At 64.9% G+C, this 21,784-nt stretch carries 22 protein-coding genes; 7 read left to right on the top strand and 15 right to left on the bottom strand.

Annotated elements, in window-relative coordinates; all coding sequences use genetic code 11:
- Nucleotides 1-1,229: 1,229 nt before the first annotated feature.
- The 3 genes from ABID26_RS31970 (at nucleotide 1,230) to ABID26_RS31960 (ending at nucleotide 2,725) form a co-directional block, all read left to right on the top strand.
- Nucleotides 1,230-1,667 carry a curlin gene (locus ABID26_RS31970; protein WP_126097238.1) on the top strand — a complete coding sequence of 146 codons (438 nt, stop codon included), beginning with the start codon at nucleotides 1,230-1,232 and terminating at the stop codon, nucleotides 1,665-1,667.
- 61 nt (nucleotides 1,668-1,728) lie between these two features.
- Entirely contained in the window at nucleotides 1,729-2,130 is a 402-nt protein-coding gene (csgH, locus tag ABID26_RS31965; protein WP_126097237.1) for a curli-like amyloid fiber formation chaperone CsgH, read from the top strand.
- A gap of 178 nt (nucleotides 2,131-2,308) precedes the next feature.
- Nucleotides 2,309-2,725, top strand: a complete 417-nt coding sequence (locus ABID26_RS31960) for a curlin (protein WP_126097236.1) — start codon at nucleotides 2,309-2,311, stop codon at nucleotides 2,723-2,725.
- A 239-nt stretch (nucleotides 2,726-2,964) separates the two neighbouring features.
- Here the strand turns inward: ABID26_RS31960 and ABID26_RS31955 are convergent, their stop codons facing one another.
- From ABID26_RS31955 to ABID26_RS31925, 7 genes are all read right to left on the bottom strand, one after another.
- Entirely contained in the window at nucleotides 2,965-3,297 is a 333-nt protein-coding gene (locus tag ABID26_RS31955; RefSeq protein WP_126097235.1) for a hypothetical protein, read from the bottom strand.
- 369 nt (nucleotides 3,298-3,666) lie between these two features.
- Nucleotides 3,667-4,161 carry a hypothetical protein gene (locus ABID26_RS31950; RefSeq protein WP_126097234.1) on the bottom strand — a complete coding sequence of 165 codons (495 nt, stop codon included), beginning with the start codon at nucleotides 4,159-4,161 and terminating at the stop codon, nucleotides 3,667-3,669.
- 96 nt (nucleotides 4,162-4,257) lie between these two features.
- On the bottom strand, nucleotides 4,258-5,652 hold the full coding sequence (locus ABID26_RS31945) for a multicopper oxidase family protein (RefSeq protein ID WP_126097233.1): 1,395 nt from the start codon (nucleotides 5,650-5,652) through the stop codon (nucleotides 4,258-4,260).
- 78 nt (nucleotides 5,653-5,730) lie between these two features.
- Nucleotides 5,731-6,714, bottom strand: coding sequence for an energy transducer TonB family protein (locus ABID26_RS31940; protein WP_126097232.1), 984 nt, complete (start codon nucleotides 6,712-6,714; stop codon nucleotides 5,731-5,733).
- Nucleotides 6,711-7,202: a TonB system transport protein ExbD gene (gene exbD, locus ABID26_RS31935; protein WP_292302970.1), complete on the bottom strand. Its 492-nt coding sequence runs from the start codon at nucleotides 7,200-7,202 to the stop codon at nucleotides 6,711-6,713. Before exbD ends, ABID26_RS31940 begins: the two co-directional genes overlap by 4 nt.
- 6 nt (nucleotides 7,203-7,208) lie before the next feature.
- Entirely contained in the window at nucleotides 7,209-8,153 is a 945-nt protein-coding gene (exbB, locus tag ABID26_RS31930) for a tonB-system energizer ExbB (protein ID WP_354417586.1), read from the bottom strand.
- 17 nt (nucleotides 8,154-8,170) lie between these two features.
- Nucleotides 8,171-8,965, bottom strand: a complete 795-nt coding sequence (locus tag ABID26_RS31925) for an ATP-binding cassette domain-containing protein (protein ID WP_126097229.1) — start codon at nucleotides 8,963-8,965, stop codon at nucleotides 8,171-8,173.
- A gap of 202 nt (nucleotides 8,966-9,167) precedes the next feature.
- On the opposite strand from ABID26_RS31925, the gene ABID26_RS31920 reads away from it, so the two are divergent.
- Nucleotides 9,168-9,842 carry a cysteine hydrolase family protein gene (locus ABID26_RS31920; RefSeq protein ID WP_126102491.1) on the top strand — a complete coding sequence of 225 codons (675 nt, stop codon included), beginning with the start codon at nucleotides 9,168-9,170 and terminating at the stop codon, nucleotides 9,840-9,842.
- On the opposite strand, the gene ABID26_RS31915 is transcribed toward ABID26_RS31920, so the two are convergent.
- The gene (locus tag ABID26_RS31915) at nucleotides 9,805-9,996 is read right to left on the bottom strand and encodes a hypothetical protein (protein WP_126097228.1); all 192 of its coding nucleotides are present in this window, start codon (nucleotides 9,994-9,996) and stop codon (nucleotides 9,805-9,807) included. The genes ABID26_RS31920 and ABID26_RS31915 overlap by 38 nt on opposite strands.
- Nucleotides 9,997-10,248: 252 nt before the next feature.
- On the opposite strand from ABID26_RS31915, the gene ABID26_RS31910 reads away from it, so the two are divergent.
- Nucleotides 10,249-10,563 (top strand): putative quinol monooxygenase, encoded by a 315-nt coding sequence (locus tag ABID26_RS31910; RefSeq protein WP_126097227.1) that lies wholly within the window; start codon nucleotides 10,249-10,251, stop codon nucleotides 10,561-10,563.
- 8 nt (nucleotides 10,564-10,571) lie between these two features.
- Nucleotides 10,572-11,507 (top strand): sigma-70 family RNA polymerase sigma factor, encoded by a 936-nt coding sequence (locus ABID26_RS31905; protein ID WP_245460171.1) that lies wholly within the window; start codon nucleotides 10,572-10,574, stop codon nucleotides 11,505-11,507.
- A 36-nt stretch (nucleotides 11,508-11,543) separates the two neighbouring features.
- Here ABID26_RS31905 and ABID26_RS31900 read toward each other — a convergent pair whose 3' ends face one another.
- Both ABID26_RS31900 and ABID26_RS31895 read right to left on the bottom strand, forming a co-directional pair.
- A complete protein-coding gene (locus tag ABID26_RS31900) occupies nucleotides 11,544-12,482 on the bottom strand; it encodes an LLM class flavin-dependent oxidoreductase (protein ID WP_126097225.1) in 939 nt (312 codons plus the stop codon).
- 173 nt (nucleotides 12,483-12,655) lie between these two features.
- The gene (locus ABID26_RS31895) at nucleotides 12,656-12,811 is read right to left on the bottom strand and encodes a hypothetical protein (RefSeq protein WP_126097224.1); all 156 of its coding nucleotides are present in this window, start codon (nucleotides 12,809-12,811) and stop codon (nucleotides 12,656-12,658) included.
- Between the two features lie 304 nt (nucleotides 12,812-13,115).
- On the opposite strand from ABID26_RS31895, the gene ABID26_RS31890 reads away from it, so the two are divergent.
- Nucleotides 13,116-13,883, top strand: coding sequence for an SDR family NAD(P)-dependent oxidoreductase (locus ABID26_RS31890; protein WP_126097223.1), 768 nt, complete (start codon nucleotides 13,116-13,118; stop codon nucleotides 13,881-13,883).
- 224 nt (nucleotides 13,884-14,107) lie between these two features.
- Here the strand turns inward: ABID26_RS31890 and ABID26_RS31885 are convergent, their stop codons facing one another.
- From ABID26_RS31885 to ABID26_RS31865, 5 genes are all read right to left on the bottom strand, one after another.
- Nucleotides 14,108-15,052 carry an ABC transporter permease gene (locus tag ABID26_RS31885; protein WP_126097222.1) on the bottom strand — a complete coding sequence of 315 codons (945 nt, stop codon included), beginning with the start codon at nucleotides 15,050-15,052 and terminating at the stop codon, nucleotides 14,108-14,110.
- Nucleotides 15,049-16,104: an ABC transporter permease gene (locus tag ABID26_RS31880; RefSeq protein WP_126097221.1), complete on the bottom strand. Its 1,056-nt coding sequence runs from the start codon at nucleotides 16,102-16,104 to the stop codon at nucleotides 15,049-15,051. The genes ABID26_RS31885 and ABID26_RS31880 overlap by 4 nt, the downstream gene beginning before the upstream one ends.
- A 284-nt stretch (nucleotides 16,105-16,388) precedes the next feature.
- A complete protein-coding gene (locus ABID26_RS31875) occupies nucleotides 16,389-17,900 on the bottom strand; it encodes an ABC transporter ATP-binding protein (RefSeq protein ID WP_435528628.1) in 1,512 nt (503 codons plus the stop codon).
- A 173-nt stretch (nucleotides 17,901-18,073) separates the two neighbouring features.
- On the bottom strand, nucleotides 18,074-19,099 hold the full coding sequence (locus tag ABID26_RS31870; RefSeq protein WP_126097219.1) for a BMP family protein: 1,026 nt from the start codon (nucleotides 19,097-19,099) through the stop codon (nucleotides 18,074-18,076).
- A 342-nt stretch (nucleotides 19,100-19,441) separates the two neighbouring features.
- A complete protein-coding gene (locus tag ABID26_RS31865; RefSeq protein ID WP_126097218.1) occupies nucleotides 19,442-21,502 on the bottom strand; it encodes a 3-hydroxyacyl-CoA dehydrogenase NAD-binding domain-containing protein in 2,061 nt (686 codons plus the stop codon).
- Nucleotides 21,503-21,784: the final 282 nt, after the last annotated feature.

Genomic DNA, 21,784 nt, shown 5'->3' with positions numbered 1-21,784 from the left:
CATCGGACACCTCGTCGCCACCATAGAACCCGACGAATGCTCAAACTACTTCAACAACGCCGGATACGCTTCCGTCAAAACCTGAAACGCTCTAGGCCCGGCAAGAGGTGACAGCCCTGCCCTTCCTCACGGCCTTCCTAGACGGCCTGAACGCACAGCCGGGGAGTGGGTCAGTTTGAAATCTGAAGTACCGCTGGGGGACGGTGGTAGTCCTTTAGGATGCATTGCATTTGAATATTAGTTATGTCTAATTTTATCGTTTGGCGTGGCGCTGGAAGGCCGTGCCACGCTCCAAAGATGCGGCGTCCGTAGCAGTGTCAGGAGGAACGAAATGAAAACGATCCTTATCGTCACGACAGCGCTTGCATTCGCAGTCTCCGCTCCCGCGTTTGCGGACCCTAAAGGCAGTACGACGACAACCACCAGTGAGCAGGGACATAGCGGAAACCCACCCAACAACGATAATGGTACGACAACGACTACGACATCGACCGGACCGAGCGGGCAAATCAATAACGGCAAGACCGACTGCAATAATTGCTCAACGACGACCACGACGACCGGACCGGGGAATAGTAACTGATTACGACTATGTTGTGCGGGAAAACCGCGGGCATGCCGTGAAGACCGTCTGGCGAAGGGAGAGGGGTGCGGATGATTGTTGGGGAACCCGCCCCCTTTTATCGCTAGCCGTTGCGGCGGCGCCACCGGCATTTGCCGCAAAGAATGGCTTCGACAGCGACACGACAACCACCTCCGGGCAGGGGAATGGCGGAAAGACAAACGACAGCGCCAACCCTGACAACAATGGCCAGACGACAACCACGACCGACGAACCGTGCAAGAACAGGTAAGTGCCTCAGGGGGCGGAAATGCCCCCTGTTCATTGCCCACTGTCGAGGCAGTCGCTTCGAGAACGCCGACCCAAAGCACCATGGGGCCGCTGCCGTTCGTTCTGCATTACCCGCTGAATGCAGCTCCAGCCACGGCGCAGAGCCAATGGCCGTTCACCTGGACACCGCCGTAGTGTGCCTGCGTTGGCGCGCATAGGCCACGCAGGCGTCCACCGTGCTGACGCAGAGCGCATCGCGGGGTGCTGCAGCTCTGAAACATCCGAACGGAGCGGTCATGAATTTTCGCTGAATGGAGCCTTCAGGCTCCGTTCCGGGCCAACCTCCTACAAAAGGGCCGTTCAACCGCGGTCCCCTGCCGCATGAAGGAGAAGCCCCATGACCCGCACATCAATTGTCGCCGCAGCCTTGGCAGCCGTCGTCGGCTTTACCACCATCGCTCCCGCGATGGCCAATGACGTCAACATCGAGCAATATGGCTGGCGCAATTCCGCCGGCGGCGGCCAGCACGGCTATCGTAACCGCATACACGTCTATCAGGATGGCCGCTTCAACACCGCGATCGGCCAGCAATATGGTCATCGCAACCGGTCGGTGATCGGGCAGCAGGGCGTCAACAACTACGGCGCGACCTATCAATACGGCAGCCGAAACGCCGCAGGCATTGCCCAGTTCGGCTCGAACCACACCGCGATCCTGACGCAGGACGGCAATGGCAACATCGCCGCCGGCGTCCAGGTCGGCCACGGCTGCAACGCCGACGTCAGCCAGGGCGGCAGCGGCAATGTCGCCGCGTTCGTCCAGGACTGCCCCTGAACCATGGACGGCCGGCAACGGTGTTGCCGGCCACCATCCTGACATCGCGAGGAGATCATCCATGACCAGATTGGACAAGCGAACGGCAGCGGCGTCGGCCGCGCTGCTGGCCGTGATCGCCGCCGGCGCGACCGGGGCGACGGCCGGCAAGGATGGCTCGAATTCCGGGCCGCTGCGATGCGAGATACGAGATGCGATTGAAGGAGACGCCATTCTGCTGGAGCCCCTGGTTTATGCCGACAAGACCATCAGCGGCACCTACACGGTCAGCGTCTCCGGCGACGGCCCGTCCGGCTCCGCTAACATCCGGCAGGGCGGCACCTTCGAAGCCAGCCCCGGCAATCCCGCCTCGCTCGGCCGGATGAGCGTGGGGGCGAATGGCGCTGCCTACGACGTCAAGCTGAAAGTGATCGCAGGCAGCACGAGCGTCAGCTGCGCCAAGCAAGTGTCCGGCCCTACCTGAACGCCGGCTCCCGCGGTCCGCAGATCAAGCAAGGGCTCCGTGCAACCGGAGCCCTTCGGCGTTTCCAACAGGCCCTGGAGCATGTCTTGAACGGCTGCTGAACGATCCCTTCCGTCAAGGTTCAGCTTGGCTATGCGACTGTTCCTCATCAACGGTCGAACCCGCCAGGAGACGTAACATGAACCGCCAGATCACGAAGCTCGTCCAAGCCACCGCGCTCGCCGCGGCCATCGGCCTGCCTCTTGTTGTCGCTCCGGCAAAAGCGGGCGGTTCGATCGGGCTTTACTACTCGCCTCGGACGGCCCGCGATGCGCGGGCGCTGGATTTCGGCCTGCGAGCTTATTCGCTCTACAACGGGCTGCGCGGCGGCGCTCATATCAGGCAGCTCGGGCGGAACAACCGTGCCGGCATAGGTCAGGACGGTGCCGGCAATCGCGGCATAATTCGACAGGAAGGCAGCGGCCACTCCGCTACCTTGCGGCAGGACGGCAACGACAATTCCTATGGCATTTTCCAGTTCGGCAGAAACACCGACGCCAGCATCGCGCAGGCCGGCGACGGCCAAAGCGGAGCAGCCCTGCTGTTCGGCTGGTAGGCGAGAAGTCGCCTGGTTGCGGATACGTGGCCGGCTCTCCAGCCACGCATCCGTTGCCGATGATCGATTGCAGCCCGCGAGGACTCGCGAGCAGGCCCCCCGGCAAACGGAGGGCAGCCGTTAAAGCATGTCTCCCGAAAGTGGGACCGGTTTCGGGACAAAGACATGCGTAAAATCAAGACCTAAAGCGCATGGAGCGAATCTGAAAGATCGCGACGCGCTTTAGGCCTCGGCTGGCCTCAATCGTCCCAATCATCCCAATTGTCTTCATCCTGCGGATAGCTGGGAACGACTCTGATAACCGTCCGCGGACGCTGATAGCGCCAATAATACTCGTCCGGTACCTGCGGCTCGTAGGTGCGGTAGATTTGCCGGTAGTGGTGCTTGGGCTTCCAGTACTTGTGCTTCTTGTGCGACCGCACGCAGTAGCCGTCCTCGGTCAGGTACGCGCATGTCACGTGCGCTTCTTGAACCAAGCTGTTCCTATCCGGCGCAGCGATCATGGGCGCAGCCTGGACCGCAGCCATCGGTGCCAGCATGGTGCCGGCAAGGGCAAGAACAGACAATTTCATCGACCTCTCCTTCGTCTCGAGTCGGAGCCGGAAAAACCTCCGGATTGGGGACGATTTGGGGCGGCCGGTGATCACTTTGATTTTCCGCCGCACATATGAGCGTTAGATCATGTTTTCTATCGGCATGCTCAACGCTCGCCTTTAAAGCATGTCTCCCGAAAGTGGGACCGGTTTCGGGACAAAGACATGCGTAAATCAAAAACCTAAAGCGCACGGAGCGAATCTGAAAGATCGCGACGCGCTTTAGGACTGAAGTTTTCCGCGCCATCCCTGCGAAACTGACCGGCGTATGAGACCGCAGAACCATTCTTCGCGGGCTTCCAACGCTGACAAATATGGGCGCTCTCGCATGGCCCCGCCTGACCCCACTCACCTGGAAACCGCCGTCACCTTGTGATTGCGTTGGCGCGCATAGGCGACGCAGGCGTCGACCGTGCTGACGCAGAGCGCATCGATGCTGTTCGGCAAATTGTTGTCGCCGGCATAGGTGACTTCCGCGACATGGCCGCCGACCATGCGGATCTGCGTATTGCAGTAGCCTCCGGGCGAGACGTTGAGCGACCCTCCGACCGCCGGGATCGCGCCCACAGCCATGGTCGGGACCGCGATGTTGAGATTGCCGCGCTGCACGTTGCGCTGATAGGTCCAGATCTGGCCGGATGATCCCGCATCGGCCGTCGCGGTCGGAAAGCCGGCGCACATGCGGATGTCGGCCTCGCTGAGACCGACCATCTCTTTGCGGGCGGCAGCAGCGGTGACGTCCTCTTTCGCGACCCGCGAGGTATCGTCGGGAACGACACAGGAAGACAGGATGGAGATGCCTGTCGCGACAAGGACAAGTTTTCGAATGCGCAAAGATGTCATGCCGTCGGTCGGAGTTGCATGTCGTCCCACCTGCCCAGTTGGCTACCTAGGCAACCAGACGGCGCGGTCAACCCGCCTCACGAAACGCAGCCGCTTTCACGTCACCCGAAAGTAACTCGTCATCCCGGTCTTCTGGTGCTCGATGATGTGGCAGTGCAGCAGCCAGTCGCCGGGGTTGTCGGCGACGAAGCCCAGCTGAACCTTCTCGTCGGGCTGGATGAGATAGGTGTCGGAGACGAGCGGCTGGACTTGCCGCGTCGAGGACGACAGCACTTTGAAACTCATGCCGTGTAGGTGGATCGGGTGAGAGTGCGGCGTGAGATTTTCCATGTCGATGATGTAGCTCTTGCCGAGCTTGAGTTCGGCGAGCGGCGCGGTCGGGTTCGGCGTGTCTCCCGGCCACGGCACCTTGTTGATCGCCCAGAAACTGTAGCCGAGTGAGCCGCAGATGCTGTCGGCCGAACCGTTCTCCGCTGTGGCGCTGAGCGCCAGCGGAATGCGTTTGGCGCTTGCAAGATCCACCTCCGCCACCGGGTTGGCCTCCAAAGAGCCGAGATCGCGCAGATCCCGCTTGAGCGATTTCCCGACCGCACGCAGCGTCGCCAGAATCTTCGGCTTGGTGCCCCTGACGTCGCGCAGGCTAACGATCGCGCCTTCGTCGTCGGGCATGCGGACGGCAAGCTCCAGCCGCTGGCCGGGCCCGAGCTGCAAGGCGTCGGGCGCGAAGCGTTGCGGCACCGGATTGCCATCGAGCGCGATGACTGATGCTTCGGCGCCGTCGACGCGGAAGGCATAGATGCGGGTGACGTCGGTGATGGCGGCCCTGAGCCGCACCAGGCCGCCTGCCGGCGCGTCATATTGCGGCTGGTCGAGCCAGTTGGCCGTGCGCACCGTGCCGTAAGTGCCGGCTCTCGCAGCATCACGCGGCCGGAACGACTCGATGAACTGGCCGTCGTCGCCGAGGCGCCAATCGCGCAGATTGATCACCAGTTCGGAATCGAACACCGGATCGTTCGGGTTCTCCACCACAATCACGCCGGTCAGCCCGTGGCCCATTTGCTCGAGCGTGTTGCAGTGCGGGTGGTACCAGAAGGTGCCGGCGTCGGGCGGCGAAAACGCGTAGTCGAAATGATCGCCTTGATAGACATAGGGTTGCACCAGGAACGGCACGCCGTCCATCTTGTTCGGAACCCGGATGCCATGCCAGTGGATCGTGGTCGGGTCGTCGATGCCGTTGACGAGCCGCGCGGCAAAGGGCTCGCCCTTGCGCATCCTGACGACCGGCGGCATGCCGGCCGCACCATAGGTGAGCACGTTTTTGGTCGGGCCGGCCTCCGCCAGCTTCGCCTCGATGCTGACGGCCTTCAGGACAAGCGGCTCAGGCTTCGCCGCCGCGAGACCGGTCAATCTGCCGGCAGTCGAGGCACCGATGCCAGCGAGGCTGGCGGCCGCGGCGGCTTTGAGAAGATTGCGGCGCGTGAATATCGTCATATGGCTTTCCGGCGGGCAAGGTCCCGCTGCGTCCCAGGCTGAACCGTTCAGCCGCCTATCACCATCCGCGTCGCCGGCCTAGTCCCGCAGGCTGAAGACGAAGGGTGCCGTGCGGGTGACGCGCGCGCCGAGCTCCACCGGCGGGGTAGGCACGGTTGCGCCCTGCAGCGCGCCAAGCGCCGCGCGATCGAGGTCCGAGTCGCCGGAGGATCGCGCCAGCCGGGCGGAGACCACCCTGCCTGAGGCATCCACCGTGAAGGTGACGCTGGGGCTGCCTTCGGCTTTTCTCGAGCGCGCCGCGCTTGGATAGCGCGTGTGCCGCCTGATCCAGGCCGCCAGGCTGGTATTCCACCGCGACGGGCTGACGCTCGACCGCGGCGACGCGTCGGAGGATTGCGGCGCTGCGGCCTTCGTTCCCGCCTTGGCATCGATGCTGGCCGTCGTCACCGTCTTGGGGGGTGCCGGCTTTTCCTTCTTTGGCCGCTCCCTCGGCTTTTCGGCAGGCTTCTTTTCCGCTTTCTTCTTCGCCTCGACCGGCTTGTCCGCCTTGACGTCCGTGTCGACCGGTTTCGGCTGCGGCAGTGGAATGACGACGTCGGGAGCCACGGCCTCGACAGGGTCAGGCACGACCTCGTCCAGCGGCTGCTTTTCGCCCAGCGCTGCCACGGTCGGCTCTGCCGGCTCGGCCTCTTCCACTTTATCGGCCTCGACCGGCTGCTCGGTCACCGGCTCGGCCTTTTCCACGACCGGCGCCGGGTCGGCGACCGGCCTCACTTCGCTGACCGTCGGCGTCTCCTCTGCCGCATCGGGCGGATCCGGCGTGACGGCGTCGAGTGTCGCGACGTCTTCCGGCACCGCGGGTGCAATCACCATCGGCGCCATTTCGATCGCCAGAGCCGGCGGCGGGCCGCCGTCCGGCACTTCGGCGAAGCTGAGGTTCTGCACCGCATAGGCGACCGCGACATGCGCGGCGAGAATGATCGCGGCAGCACTCGTCCACAGGCCGGCTTCGCGGAGGCCGAAGCGCGGATGGGAGGACAAGGTGGCGATCATTCGCGTCATGGCGCCGGGCTGCCGCTTGTCGCCGGCGCGGGACTTCCGCCCGTGGCTGGAGCCGTGCCGCCAGCACCGGATGCCGTCTCCAATCCGACCAGCGCCACCTTGAGATAGCCTGCGGCGCGCAAAAGGTTCATCACCTCCATCAGTTCGCCATAGCCGATATTTCTGTCGGCGCGCAGGAAGATGCGCGTCTGCTTGTCGCCCTTGGTGCGGCTGTCGAGCACCGCGGCGAAGGCGGGACGCGGCGCGCTGTCATTGCCGATCGCCAGCGTGAGATCGCTTTTCAGCGTCAGAAACAGCGGCGTCTCGGGCCGTGGCGCCGGCGTCGCGGTCGATCCAGGCAGGTCGACATTGACGTCGACGGTCGCCAGCGGTGCCGCGACCATGAAGATGATCAAAAGCACCAGGATGACGTCGATGAACGGCGTGACGTTGATCTCGTGGCTTTCCTCGAGATCCTCGCCTGCCGTCTCACGGATCCGCGCCGCCATCGCCGTCTACTCCGCCGCCATTGCCGTTGCCGGCGGCACCGTGCGGAAATCGAGATCGCGGCTGACCAGCCGCTCGACGCCGGCGGAAGCGTCGGCGAGGATCTGTCGGTAGCCGGCTATCGAGCGTGCGAAGATGTTGTAGATGACGACCGCCGGAATGGCCGCGACCAGGCCCATGGCGGTGGCGAGCAGCGCTTCGGCAATGCCCGGCGCTACCACCGCCAGATTGGTGGTCTGCGCCTGCGAGATGCCGATGAATGCGTTCATGATGCCCCAGACGGTGCCGAACAGGCCGACGAACGGCGCCGTCGATCCGATGGTGGCGAGCAGGCCGGTGCCGCGCGACATGCGCCGTGCCGCCGCCGCCTCGATGCGCGAAAGCCTGGAGGTGACGCGCTCCTTCAGGCCGTCGCCCGAGGCATGGTCCAGCGCGCCGGCCGAAAGTGCTCGCTCTTCCTCCGCCGCCCGCACCAGCAGCGCGCCGGGTCCGTTGCCATGGCCGAGCGCGCGGCCGGCCTGCATCAGCGTCGCGGCATTGCCGATGGCAACGGCCGCACGGCGCGCCCTGAGCTTGCCGCCGAGGATCTCCAGCGACTTGGCGAGCCAGATCGTCCAGATGACCAGCGAGGCGAAGGCAAGCCCGACCATGACGGCTTTGACGACGATGTCGGCCGCCATGAACATGCCCCGGGGCGAAAGGTCATGCGGCAGCGTGAGCGAAATGGCGGAAGGCTCTTCACCCCCGGCGTTGCTCGGAGCCGGCTGGGTATTCGGCCCGACCGGTGCCTGCACGGCTGCCGGCGGTGTCATGGGCTGTTGGGTGGGCGCCTGTGCGGCCGGCGCCGGCGTTGCCGGTTGCTCCTGCGCCAGCGCTATACTGGCTGAAAGAATAGGGCCAGCCGAAAGAATGGCGGACGCGGCCAGCGCCGCAAAAAAACTGTTCCGGGACAAGGTTCGTCCTCGCTTCTTCATTGCACGTAACCGATTGGCTGGCCGCTGACGGGATGCTTGAGCACGCCCATCTCGACGCCGAAAATGTCCTTGAGCACGTCGCCCCGCATGATCTCGTCCGGCGTGCCGCGCCTCAGCAGCCGTCCTTCCTTCAGCGCGATCAGCTCGTCGCAATAGCGCGCCGCCATGTTGGGGTCGTGCAGCACCACGACGACGCAAAGGCCGCGCTTGCGGCTGAGCTCGCGGACCAAACCGAGCACCTCGACCTGATGCGCGATGTCGAGCGCCGAGATCGGCTCGTCGAGCAGCATCACGCCGGCATTCTGCGCCACCAGCATGGCGAGCCAGGCGCGCTGCCGCTCGCCGCCGGAAAGCTCATCCACCAGCCGGTCGGCGAAAGCGCTCATGTCGGTTAGCGCCAGCGCCTCCTCGACATGGCTTTTGTCTTCCGGCCCGAACCGGCCGAGCGCGCCATGCCAGGGATAGCGCCCGAGCGCCGCCAGCTCGCGCACCGTGAGGCCGGTCGCCGCCGGCGTCGTCTGCGGAAGATAGGCGAGAGCCCGCGCCAGCTCGCGCGCGCCCCAGCCGGCGAGCGGGCGCTCGGCGAAGCGGATGTCGCCGGAGCTTGCCGGCTGCTGGCGCGCCAGAAGCTTGATTAGCGTCGACTTGCCGGAACCGTTATGGCCGATCAGCCCGTAGACACGCGTGCATTGCAGCTCGAGCGAGACAGGCCCGAGCAGCGTGCGCTCGCCGACGGCAAAGCGCACCGCCTCGACATGAAAGGCTGTCTGGATATCTGCTCCGGTCAACATCCGTCTCCCAACCGGCCGCTGCCTAGGGCTGTCGCCAGGGTGGCCAACGCCGGTTGACTAGAAAACATGAGGTAAATAGTCAACTATAAAGGTGACTTTACTGATCAACAAATCGCCGCGACCCCGATCGGGAGCCGCAGTGAGGTCTGGACGGTGATGCCGCCGCTGAGTCACGATGGGGCTGCAACCGAGGCAGCAGGCGATGATCAAGGCGACACCTTTCGACTTCCCCTATGACGGCCGGCTGGTGCCGCAAAACACCGCGCTGCTGGTGATCGACCTGCAGGAGGATTTTCTGTCGCCGACAGGCTACTTCGCCAGGAAAGGCTATGACCCCGCGCCGCTGAGGGCGATTCTGCCGGCCGTGAACCGGCTGATAAAGGGCGCTCGCGCCGCCGGCTTGACCGTCATTCACACCAGGCAAGGCTATCGCGCCGACATGGCCGACATGACGCCTTACGAGAAATGGCGCCGCAAGCGGGCGGGACTGGACGGCACCGACATATTGCTGCGCTCCAGCCCCGGTTTCCAGATCGTCGCCGACATCGAGGTGGCTGCGCAAGACATCGTCGTCGACAAGACCTGCAACGGCGCCTTCACCTATACCGACCTGGAGCTGGTACTGCGCGCGCGGGGTATAACGCATCTGCTTTTCACCGGCTGCACCACCGATGTCTGTGTGCACACCACCTTGCGCGAGGCCTGCGACCGCAATTTCCAATGCCTAACGATCGCGGACGCCTGCGCCAGCGGCGACCAAAAGGCGCACGACGCCGCCCTGCACATGGTGACCGTCGAGGACGGCGTCTTCGGCGCGCTGACGGTGACGGAGGCCGTCATCACCGCGCTGTCACGACTCGCGGGCGCGGCGAACTGACGATTGCGGGATCGCCCAAATCGGCGACCTCCGGCCAGCCGATATCCTTGCGGATATCCATCGGCAGCAAATAGAGTGTCCGCGCCGCCCGGTAGCGGGCATGGACGGCCGCGTATTCGGTCACCAGGCGGCTGATGGATGACAAGATCGACATTTTTCTCTCCCTTGGTTGATGCCGGCGCCAGAAGCATCGGCACCCACCAAGACGAATGACGGGGACCTTTCGGAACGGTGGGGAGGAATTTTTCCTGAAAATGACCGATGCATTGCCGATTGACAGGCGCTTGTTGGCCGCCAATCAATTTTTTTGCATGCACCGTTCCGTTCCCGACATCGCGTTCGTCTTGACGGTTGTGACGATTGCGGAAGCCACAACGGCCTCCGCCAGGACAAACGGAGCCAAGCCATGTCGACCGCAGTGACCTTGATCAACGTCTTCACCGCCAAGCCCGGCAAGCAGCAGGACCTCGCCGAGGTGCTTGCCGAAGGGACGCGGAACTTCTTCAGCAAGCAGCCGGGCTCGCTGGCCTCATCCGTGGTCGTCGGCGGCGACGGCAGCAAGGTGGTCAACATCTCGCAATGGCGCTCGGCCGAAGACATCGCCGCCTTCCGCGGCGACCCTCGCTTCGCCGAGTACATGAAGACGATCATGGAGCATGGAACCGGCGAGAGCGTGATGGGGCATACGAGCTATTCCCATACGGGCGGCGTGGAAGACTAGGAGGCCGCGTGACCGGTTCGCATGATCATCCCGTTGCAACGACCGAAGCCAGGCTTCGCGCCTTCGAGCGCGAAGCCGCAGGCCTGAGGGCCAAGCTGCACCGCTATTGCTCGCGCATGGTGGGATCGGTCATCGATGGCGAAGACATCGTCCAGGAAGCCCTGGCCAAAGGTTTCGTGGCGATCAGGAATGGCGACATGCCCGATAAGACCGAGCCTTGGCTGTTTCGCATCGCGCACAATTCAGCGCTTGATTTCCTGCGCAAGCGAAGCCGCTTCAAGGCGCATGAGAGTGACGTCGAGCTCGATACGATCGCAGACGAGGACTCGGCCTTCGATGCGCGTATCGCTGCCGAGGCGAGCCTTGCCGAGCTGATGCAGCTGCCGCCGGCGCAGCGATGCACCGTCGTGCTGAAGGATGTTCTCGGCCACAGCCTGGAAGAGATCGGCGAGATCCTCGAAACCACCGAGACCGCGATCAAGGGCGCGCTGCAGCGGGGCCGCGAAAACCTGCGCAAGCTGGCGGCAGCACCTCGGGCAGCAGCGCCGCGCCCGATGCTCAACCGGCAGGACATGCGGCGCCTCGGCGACTATGTCGCCGCCTTCAACGCCCGGGATTTCGATGCCTTGCGCGGCCTGCTTGCGGACGACGTGAAGCTGGAGCTGGTCAATCGGCTTCGCGCCGAAGGCAAGGAGTATGTCGGCAATTATTTTGGCCGCTATGCAGACGAGACGCATTGGCATTTCACGACCGGCACCATCGAAGGCCGGCCGGCCATCCTGGTCACCAGCCCGGACCGTCCGGACGGGCCGCCGCGCTACTTCATCCTCCTCGATTGGGAGAATGGCCGGATCGCCGGCATCCGCGATTTCCTCTTCGCCGACTATGTCATGGACGGCGTCGACTATGCCTCACAACCGCCGCCGGCCATCGATCCTCGATGAGACCGGCGGCCGCAGGTCTCGCCTCGATCCGCAGTCTCAGCGGACGTGCGCCCCGGTGAAAGAGCGCGACGCGAACGTTCCTGGCGACGGCGTGTCCGCCTCGCGCCGCGCCAGCGAATTCGCGATCAGCGTGACCGTCTCGCGCCCGATCCGGGCGATCTCGCCGGGACGGTCGATGCCGCCGATCATGAATTCCTCGATGCCGAGCGCGGCGTAGGGCAACAGCGAGAGCGCAAGCCGTGCCGGCGGTCCCGCGACCTCGACCGCCTTGTGGTCGAAGGTGCCCGACCAGCCCTCGGGACGAATACGGACGGGCAAAGCGAAGCGCAGCCTGCCGGCGCGGCCATGCTCGGCGGCGGCGCTGCGCACGCGCTGCATCAACTGCGCGACTTCGTCCGGCGTGCCGGCGGCCAATTCGAAGACATCGGCGTGCCGGCCAGCCACTTTCAACGCGGTGCCGGATTGCCCGCCAAGACGGATGGTGAGATCGGCGCCATGCGGACCCTTGCGCGGCACGAAACCGCCCTTGACGCTATAAAATGCGCCTTCGTGATCGAAAGGCTTGTCGTTGGACCAAAGGCGCTTCAACAGCACCAGATATTCGTCGATGCGCTGCCACACCACGCCGTGGCCGACGGGCCGCACCTCGGCATCGCTGTCCTCGAGCGGCTCGCTCAGCATCCTGAGCGACAAGCGGCCGCCGCCTCTGCGGTCGAGCGCCGCCAGCTGCCGCGCCGCCACCGTCGGCTCGATCACGCCGGCCCAGTGCGTCAGCACCACTTCCAATGACGCCGTGCGCTCGAGCGTCTGGTCGGCGATATCCATATTGGTGAGCAGGCCGGCTGGATCGTCGACCACCAGCTTGCGGAAACCGGCATCCTCGATCAGCGACAGCTTGGTCGCGGTCTCGGCAAAATCGTAGAAGAAGCTGCCATTGGCAGGCTTACCGGGAACATGCGTGAACTCGATCGGCATCGCCATCTCCTCCATCACGTTGGATTGCCCCGCTCTTGAAAACCCGCGAACAAGGCGCGCGACAGCGCCCTGGCGCGCGGCCAGTCATCTGCTCCGACTACTCAACTCAGATTTTCAGATACCGAGACTCAGGCCCGATGCAATTAGGGCCCATGCGATTAGGGCCCATGCGATTAGGGAATGAGACCCAGCACCACCGCGCCGGTGAACACGAATGCCAGCGCGAAGACGAGATAGGCAAAAGTGCCCCCATAGGCGGGCCTCCAGCTCTCACCGGCGGTCAGCCTTTGGCCCTTGCGGGCGGTCTGGGCGTTCTGGATATAGGACATATCGGCCTCCGTCTCGGCCATTAATCTATAAAGTTAGTAGACTTTGTCGATTGCTATTTTTTAGACGTTTTTGAAACAACATTCTCAGATTCCAGAAATTGGTGGTTTTTCTTACCCTCCCTCAGGGAGGATCCCGCCCGCCAGAGTGTGCGGCACTGGCCTTGGATTGAGCTGGAATCGGCCAATCGGAGCGGCCTCCTGAAGCCAAAAAGCCCTTGCCCGATAGAGCTTGGCCATCCCAGGCGGCCGGTCTAGCATCCCGGCTGGGCAGAAGAGACCCTCCAGAACAGAACGGAGAAAAGACATGGGTGGAAGGCTGGCGGGCAAGGTCGCCATCATTTCGGGCGGTGCGACGGGCATGGGCGGAGCGGCGTCCGAGCTGTTTGCCGCGGAAGGCGCCAAGGTGGCGATCATCGATCGCAACGACGAGGCGGCCGGCAAGACTGCAGCGGCGATCCGGGCGCGCGGCCATGTCGCCGAGCATTTCGTGGCCGACGTTTCGGACGAAACGCAGGTCGAAGCGGCGGCAAAGGCGGCCGCAGAGAAATTCGGGCCGGTCACCGTGCTGTTCAACCACGCCGGCACCATCGTCATCAAACCGTTCCTGGAGACGACCTTGCAGGAATGGGACTGGCTGCACGCCGTCAACGTGCGCTCGATGTTCCTGATGACGCGCGCCGTGCTCCCCGGCATGATCGCCGCCGGCGGCGGCTCGATCGTCTGCACCTCGTCGATCTCGGCGGTGGCGGCGACGCCGAACGAAGTGCTCTATGACACGACCAAGGGCGCCTGCCATATGTTCGCGCGCGCCATCGCGGTGGAGTTCCGCGACCGCAACATCCGCTGCAATGCCGTCTGCCCCGGCTTCATCCGCACGCCGCACGGCCTGCGCGAGGTCGCCGACCTCGGCAAGCTCGGCGTCGACGTTTCGGATGCCGCCATGGCCGCGCAGCAGGGCCGCATCGGCGAGCCGGAGGAAGTGGCGAAGGCGGCGCTGTTCCTCGCCAGCGACGAATCGAGCTTCGTCAACGGCGCGCATCTCTTCGTCGACAACGCCTTTACGGCGATCTGAGGCTTCCAAGGTCCAGGTTCGCCCAAGGACAGCTTGGCGCCCTTCCTCTACCCCGTCGATCGGGGGGAAGTGTCGAGCGCAGCTCGACGGAGTGGGGGTCGACCCTTGGCGCGGCATAGGAAGATTTTTACGCATCCGTCGGCGACGGTTGCAAGGTGGTTTCCCCACTCCGTCGCTGCTTCGCAGCGCCACCTCTCCCCCCTCCGGAGGGAGAGGAAAGGGCACTACCGCTCCTCTCTCCGGAACGGCTTCAGCAACGCTGACGGCGCCACCGCATTGCGCGACATGAACGCCATGGCGACGATGGTGAAGATGAAGGGCAGCATCAGGAAGGCTTCGTAAGGAATGTGCCCGAGCCCGCTCGCCTGCATCCTGAGTTGCAGCGCGTCGACGAAGGCAAAGAGCAACGCAGCTCCCGCCGAGCGCCATGGATCCCAGCGGCCGAACACGACCAGCGCGATCGCCACCCAACCGCGCCCCGACACCACGCCGAAGGTGAAGGCGTTGAACTGCGCCATGGTGAGGAACGCGCCGGCGAGCCCCATCAGCGCGCCGCCGAGGATCACCGCCTGGAAGCGCGTGGCGATCACGCTGACGCCGGCGGAATCCGCCGCGCGCGGATTCTCGCCGACCATGCGCACTGAAAGCCCCCAGGGGGTGCGGTAGAGCACGAAGGCCGCGAGCGGGATGGCGATAACAGCCAGATAGACCAGCGTGAACTGGTTGAACACCGCTGGGCCGAGGATAGGAATGTCGGAAAGCAGCGGGATCGGCACCGGCTTGAAACCATCGATGCTCGGCGGCACGGACTGCTGGCCGAAGATCAGCCGGTAGAGGAAATAGGCAAGGCCGGATGAGAACAGCGTCACGCCGATGCCGCAGACATGCTGGCTGAGACCCAGCGCCACCGTGAACAGCGCATGCAGCGCACCCATCAGCGCGCCGGTAAGCACGGCCACCAGCACGCCCAGCCATAGGCTGCCGCTCAAGCTGGCAGCGGTGAAGCCGGCCATGGCCGAGAGCAGCATGATGCCTTCGATGCCGAGATTGAGCACGCCGGCGCGCTCGGAGAACATTTCGCCGAGCGTCGCGAAGGCTAGTGGCGTGGCGATGCGTATGATGGCGGCAAGGAAGCCGACCTGGAAAATCTGCTCGAACACCGCGCTCATGCGGAAGCCCCCACGCGGCGGATGCGGTAGGCGGTGAAGAGCAGCGCCACCAGCATGGCAAGCAGCGCCGTGCCCTGGATGACGTCGCTGAGGAAGGCCGGCACCCCCGTCGCCCGCGACATCGCCTCGGCGCCGGTCATGACGGCGGCAAGGAAGATCGCCGCCGGCACCACGCCGAGCGGGTTGAGCCGGGCGAGCATGGCGACGACGATGCCGGAATAGCCATAGCCCGGCGAGATGTCGCTCATCACCTGGAAATGCACGCCGCCGACTTCGCCGACGCCGGCGAGCCCGGCAAGCGCGCCGGAGAGCAGTGCCGTGGAAAGCAGCACGCGCTGCACGTTGATGCCGCCATAGCGCGCGGCTTCCTGGTTCTCGCCGGTGACGCGGATCCGGAAACCGAGCGTGGTGCGCGCGATCAGGAACCAGCAGAGCGGCGCCGCGATCAGCGCCACGACGACGCCGAGATGCAATCTTGTGCCCTCGAGCAGGACCGGGAAATTGGCCGAGTCCTCGATCGGCGGCGAGATCGGATAGCCGCTGAAGCTGTCCTTCCACGGCCCCTCGATCAGCGCCATCAGCGCATAATAGATGACCGAGTTGAGCAGCAGCGAGCTCACCACGTCATCGACCTTGAATTTGACCCGCAGCGTCGCCGGCACCAGCGCGACGAGAGCGCCCGCAGCCGCGCCCACAAGCGCCATCAACAGCATGGCGAGGGTGCCCGGCATCGGGATCGCGCCGACGAAGCAGCTCGCCACCGCGCCGGCGAGCAGCTGGCCCTCGGCGCCGATGTTCCAGAATTTTGCCCGGAAGGCGATCGCCACCGCGAGGCCGGTGAAGATCATCGGCGCGGCTCGCACCAGCGTCTCGGTGATGGCGTAGCTGTCGCCGAGCGAGGCCGACAGCATCACGCCGTAGGCCTCAATCACGCCGGCGCCGGCCGCCACGATGAGGCCGCTGCACAGCACCAGTGCAATGGCGATGGCCAATAGCGGCAAAGCAAGATTGAACCAGGCTGGCGTCGAGGTACGGACTTCGAGACGAAACATCAGGCGTGCCCCTCCGCGCCGTGATAGCTGGCCGGCAACCGCCGCGGGCTGGACGAGTACTTCCGCGAGCGTCCGCGCCGCCCCTCATCCGCCTGCCGGCACCTTCTCCCCGTATAGTGACGGGGAGAAGGGGGCTGGCCGCAACCTCGGCGACCTTTCTTGGAACGCTGGCTGTTGGCGAAACCGTCGATGAGAGCGTCCCTCTCCCCGTCCCTATACGGGGAGAGGATGCCGGCAGGCAGGTGAGGGGCGGCACCGACGTCGGAAAGGGGAAATCCCATGGTTTACGCCCTTCCCTCCGCGCCGGTCATCATCAGGCCGAGCCTCGCGACGGTGGCGTCCGCGCCCGAAAGCGTGCCGGCGATGCGGCCCTCATACATCACCGCGATGCGGTCGGAGAGCATCAGCAACTCCTCGAGGTCCTCGCCGATGACGATGATGCCGCAGCCCTTGGCACGCATGGCGAGGAATTTTTCGTGGATGAAGCGCGCGGCCCCGATGTCGAGGCCGCGCGTCGGTTGCGAGACGATCAGCACTTTTGGATCGAAAGCCAGCTCGCGCGCCAGAAGCGCCTTCTGCAGGTTGCCGCCGGACAGCGCGCCGGCACGCACCATCGGCCCCGGGCAGCGTATGTCGTAAGCCTTGATCTGGGCTTCGGCGAAGGCGCGGATCGCGGCCGGATCGAGCAGCCCCTTGCGGCTGAAGGCCTCGGTGCCGATGCGCGGCAGCACCATGGAGTCGGCCAAAGGCAGGTTGGTGACCAGCCCGGTGGTCATCCGGTCCTCGGGGATGCGGCCGAGGCCAAGCGCCTGCAGCGCCCGCGGCGAGAATTGCGCAACCGCTTTGCCGGCTATGGTCATCGTGCCGGCCTTGGGCGGCAGCATGCCGGAAATGACGTCGGCCAGCGCCCGCTGGCCGTTGCCGGAAACGCCGGCGATGCCCAGGATCTCGCCCGCCCGGACGAAAAGCGAGACGTCGAGCAGCGGTGTGCCGGCATGGCCGGAGGTGGAAATGCCGTCCAGCGTCAGCACGGCGACGCCGGGCGTCGAAGCCTTTCTTGTCGGCGGCACGATCTCGTGGCCGCACATCAGCTTCGCCATCTCGGCCGAGGTGGTGCTTGCCGGGTGGTCGACGCGGCCGGCGACCTTGCCGTGCCTGAGCACCAGGCAGCGATGGGTGAGCGCCCGGACCTCGTTGAGCTTGTGCGAGATGAAGATGATGCCGAGCCCTTGCGCCGCCATCGAGCGCAAGGCGGCGAAGAGGCCATCCACTTCGCTCGGCGCCAGCACCGCCGTCGGCTCGTCGAGGATCAGAAGCTTCGCGCCGCGAAACAGCGCCTTGATGATCTCCAGCCGCTGCTGCTCGCCGACCGACAGCGCCGACACCGGCAAGTTCGGATCGAGGCTCAAGCCATGCTTGCGGCCGATCTCCTTCAGCCGCGCCAACCCGCCGGCGCGGTCGATGCGGCCGACCTTGCCGGGAATGCCGATCAAAAGGTTCTCCAGCACCGTCAGCCGCGGCGCGAGATGAAAATGCTGGTGCACCATGCCGATGCCGGCGGCCAGCGCGTCGGCCGAGTTGTGGATGGCGACCGGCCTGCCCTCGACCAGGATTTCGCCGGCATCGGGCGCATAGGCGCCGAACAGCACGTTCATCAGCGTCGTCTTGCCGGCGCCGTTCTCGCCGAGCAGGCCGAGGATTTCGCCTGGCGCGACGCTGAGATCGACGGCCTCGTTCGCCTTGACGGCGCCGAAGGCCTTGGTGATGCCGCGCATTTCGATGAGGGGGGCGGACAAGGGGGAACTCCTGGTTCCCCTCCCCCTTGAGGGGAGGGTGCCGAGCGAAGCGAGGCGGGAGGGGTCGCCTCAACCGCCTCGACCTATGACTGAACAAGAATGGAGCGCGTCGCGGGCGACCCCTCCCGGCCCTGCGGGCCACCCTCCCCTCGAGGGGGAGGGATAGACGGCGCTTAATCCGAAACCGGCGTGTTCTCGTCGACGTCGACGCGGAAATTGCCTTCCAGAATCTCCGCCTTCTTCTTCTCGACCAGCTCCTTGACCTCCGCCGGCAGCGTCTTGTCGAATTTGTGGTAGGGCGCCAGATACGAGCCGCCCTTGGCCATCCGCGAGAAGTCGCCATAGTCCTGCGCGGTGAAGACGCCGGCCTTGACCAGTTTGATCGCCTGCTCGACCGTCGGATACATGTCCCACACCGGGCCGGTGATGACCGTGTCGGGGCCGAGGCTCGACTGGTCGGACATGTTGGAGATGGCAAGAATCTTCTTCTCGACCGCCGCCTCGATGACGCCGAAGCGCTCGGCGTAGATGACGTCGACGCCGGCATCGATCTGCGCCACCGCCGCTTCCTTGGCTTTCGGCGGATCGAAGAAGGAGCCGATGAAGGCAACCTTCTTCTTGACGTTCGGGTTGACCTCCTTGGCGCCGGCAAAGAAGGCGTTGACCAGCCGGTTCACTTCCGGAATGCCCATCGCCGCGACCGCGCCGACCGTGCCCGACTTCGAGATCTTGCCGGCGATCATGCCGGAGAGATAGGCGGGCTCGTGGATCCAGTTGTCGAAGACGCCGAAATTGGGTTCGGCAGGACCGGCGCCGGAGCCGAACAGCCAGGCGGTCTTCGGGAACTGTTTTGCCGTGCGACGCGACTCGCGCTCGGCGGCGAAAGCGTCGCCCAGCACCAGCTGGTAGCCGCCCTGCGCATATTCGCGCATCACGCGGCTGAAATCGGCGGTCTGCACCTTTTCCGACCATTTGTATTCGATGCCGAGCTCTTTCTCGGCCTTCTGCAGGGCGACATGGATCTGGTTGTCCCACGGCTCCTCGATCGGCGTAGCGAAGATCGCCGCCACCTTCAGCTTCTTGTCCTTGGCGAAGGCCACGCCCGGCAGCGCCACCGCCGCGAGGCCCAGCGCGCCGAGTTCCAACACGTTGCGGCGCGACAGGCCGGCGCGCTGCGTTTTGCTATGATCTTTTTTCATTGAAGTTCCCCTCTGCTCGACGGCCGTGTCGAGCCGGCCGTTCAAAAAAATGTCAGACGCCAAGACTATGGAACGACGCCCCACTTTTGTCCACATGGTCAAATTTGGCATGTGGTTGCCGTATGGAAGCTGGGAACGTCGGCGGGACAGCACCCCCCTCTGGCCTGCCGGCCATCTCCCCCGCAAGGGGGGAAATCAGCCATCACGACGGCCTTCGCCAATCTCGGACGCCGCAAGAGGAGCGAGGCGCCAAAACTGCTGATCTCCCCCCTTGCGGGGGAGATGCCCGGCAGGGCAGAGGGGGGTGTGAAGGAACTCCGGCGCTCGTTCCAGATAGCTTTACTATCCCTCCCAGCGCCCCGTCTCGGCCAACCTCCTCAACACCGGCGCCGGCTCGAAGATGGCGCGGCCAGTGCTATGGTGCCAATGCTCCAGCCGCTCGACGATCCTGGCCGCGCCTTCGAGGCCACCCCAGAACATCGGTCCGCCCTTGCCGATCGGAAAACCGTAGCCGTTGACCCAGACGACGTCGATGTCGGACGCCCGCGCCGCGATGCCTTCCTCGAGGATCTTCGCGCCCTCGTTGACCAAGGGATAGAGCGTGCGCTCGATGATCTCACCAGCGCCGATCGCGCGTGGCGCGATACCCAACTCGGCCGCCTTGGCGCGGATCAGCGCGTCGACTTCGGGATCGGCCACCGGCTCGCGCGAGCCGCTCTCATAGCGATACCAGCCGCGGCCGGTCTTCTGGCCGAAGCGGCCCTGCTCGCACAGCGTATCGGCAATCACCGCCGTCTGGCCGCGCGCCTTGCGGTTGCGCCAGCCGATGTCGAGGCCGGCGAGGTCGCCCATCTGGAACGGTCCCATCGGCCAGCCGAAATCGCTGAACGCTTTGTCGACTTGGGCAGGTGTCGCGCCTTCCAGCAGCAGCGCTTCGTTTTCCGCACCTCGCGCGGACAGCATACGGTTGCCCACGAAACCATGGCAGACGCCGACGACGACTGCCACCTTGCCGATGCGCCGGGCGAGATCGGTCACCGTCGCCAGCGCGTCGGGCGCGGTCTTCCCGGCGCGCACGATCTCCAGCAGCTTCATGACATTGGCCGGCGAGAAGAAATGCATGCCGAGAACGTCCTGCGGCCGCGAGATCGAAGCGGCGATCGCGTCGACGTCGAGATAGGAGGTGTTGGTGGCAAGGATGGCGCCGGGTTTGGCGACGGCATCCAGCTTGCCGAACACTTCCTTCTTCACCGCCATGTCCTCGAACACGGCCTCGATGATCAGGTCGCAATCGGCGAGATCGCCATAGTCGGCGCTGCCCTTGAACAGACCCAGCCGCTGCTGTTTCGCCGCCTCGGTCAATGAGCCGCGGCTCACCGAGACCGCATAGTTCTTCTCGATCATCGCCAGGCCGCGCTGCAGCGCTTCCTCGCTCGTCTCCAGCAAGGTCACCGGAAAGCCGCCATTGGCGAAGGCCATGGCGATGCCGCCGCCCATCGTGCCGGCGCCGACGATGCCGACGCGTTCTATCCTGCGCTTCTGCAGGTCCTTGCCCGGCACCTTCGCCGCCTCGCGCTCGGCGAAGAACAGATGCCGCTGCGCCCGCGACTGGTCGCCCGAAACGAGTTTTGCGAAAAGCTGGCGCTCGGCGGCCAGTGCCTCGTCGAAGGGTAGCGTGATGGCATTGCGCACGGCATCGGCGCAGGCAAGCGGCGCTTCCAGTCCGCGCGTTTTTTTGGCGAGGTCGACCGCCTGGGCGTCGAAGGCGGCAAGAACGGTTTCGGCAAGTCGCTCGTTGCGATCCCGTACCGGAACGAACGGCCCGCCTCGATCGGCCATTTCGCTGGCGAAACGAACCGCGTTCGCCAACAGATCGCCGTCGAAGGTCTCGTCGACAAGACCCGCAGCCTTTGCTTCGCCGCCCGAAATCGGCGTTCCCGAAACGATCATGCCGAGCGCTTTTGCAGCACCCACCAGGCGCGGCAGGCGCACCGTGCCGCCGCCGCCCGGCAGCAGGCCGAGCTTCACCTCGGGCAGGCCGAGCTTGGCGCCCCGATCGGCGACGCGGAAATGGCAACCGAGCGCCAGCTCCAGTCCGCCGCCAAGCGCCGTTCCGTGGATGGCGGCGACCGTCGGCTTGGCGATGGTTTCCAGCAGGGCGATGATGGCGCGAAGCTCCGGCTGTTCGACCGGCTTGCCGAATTCGGTGATATCGGCGCCGGCGACGAAAGTCCGGCCGGCGCAGGCGATGACGATGGCCTTGGCGGCGGGATCGTCGCGCAGCGCGATAAGCGCCTCGTAAAGCGGCTTGCGGACATGAAAACTCAGCGCATTGACCGGCGGGTTGTCGATGGTGACCGCCGCCACGCCGTTCGCGTTTGCAACGCTGACGAAACTGGACAAGCGAAACCTCCCGAGACCGGCTGCGATCGCGGACGGGTTTACTAGGCCAGGCGGCGAATGGGAACCGGATGTTGCGCTGGCACAATGGTTGTCGGGGAGGCGCGACATCCTTTCGGTCGTCATCCTAGGGCGAAGCAAGGAGCGCAGCGACGCAGCGCAGACCCTAGGATCCATGCCGTTACGTCAGAGCGCCGCAGCGGTGCAGGTTTTGCTCGACACTTCGACGCAGGTGACTGGCGCCTCTTTTCAAGCGCTGCGTTCTTCGGCCGATGTCACGGCATG

Source organism: Mesorhizobium shonense, assembly GCF_040545255.1.
Taxonomy (GTDB): Bacteria; Pseudomonadota; Alphaproteobacteria; order Rhizobiales; family Rhizobiaceae; genus Mesorhizobium; species Mesorhizobium shonense.
Note: the sequence above shows the minus strand (reverse complement) of the source record. Positions and strands in the feature narration are given on the sequence as shown.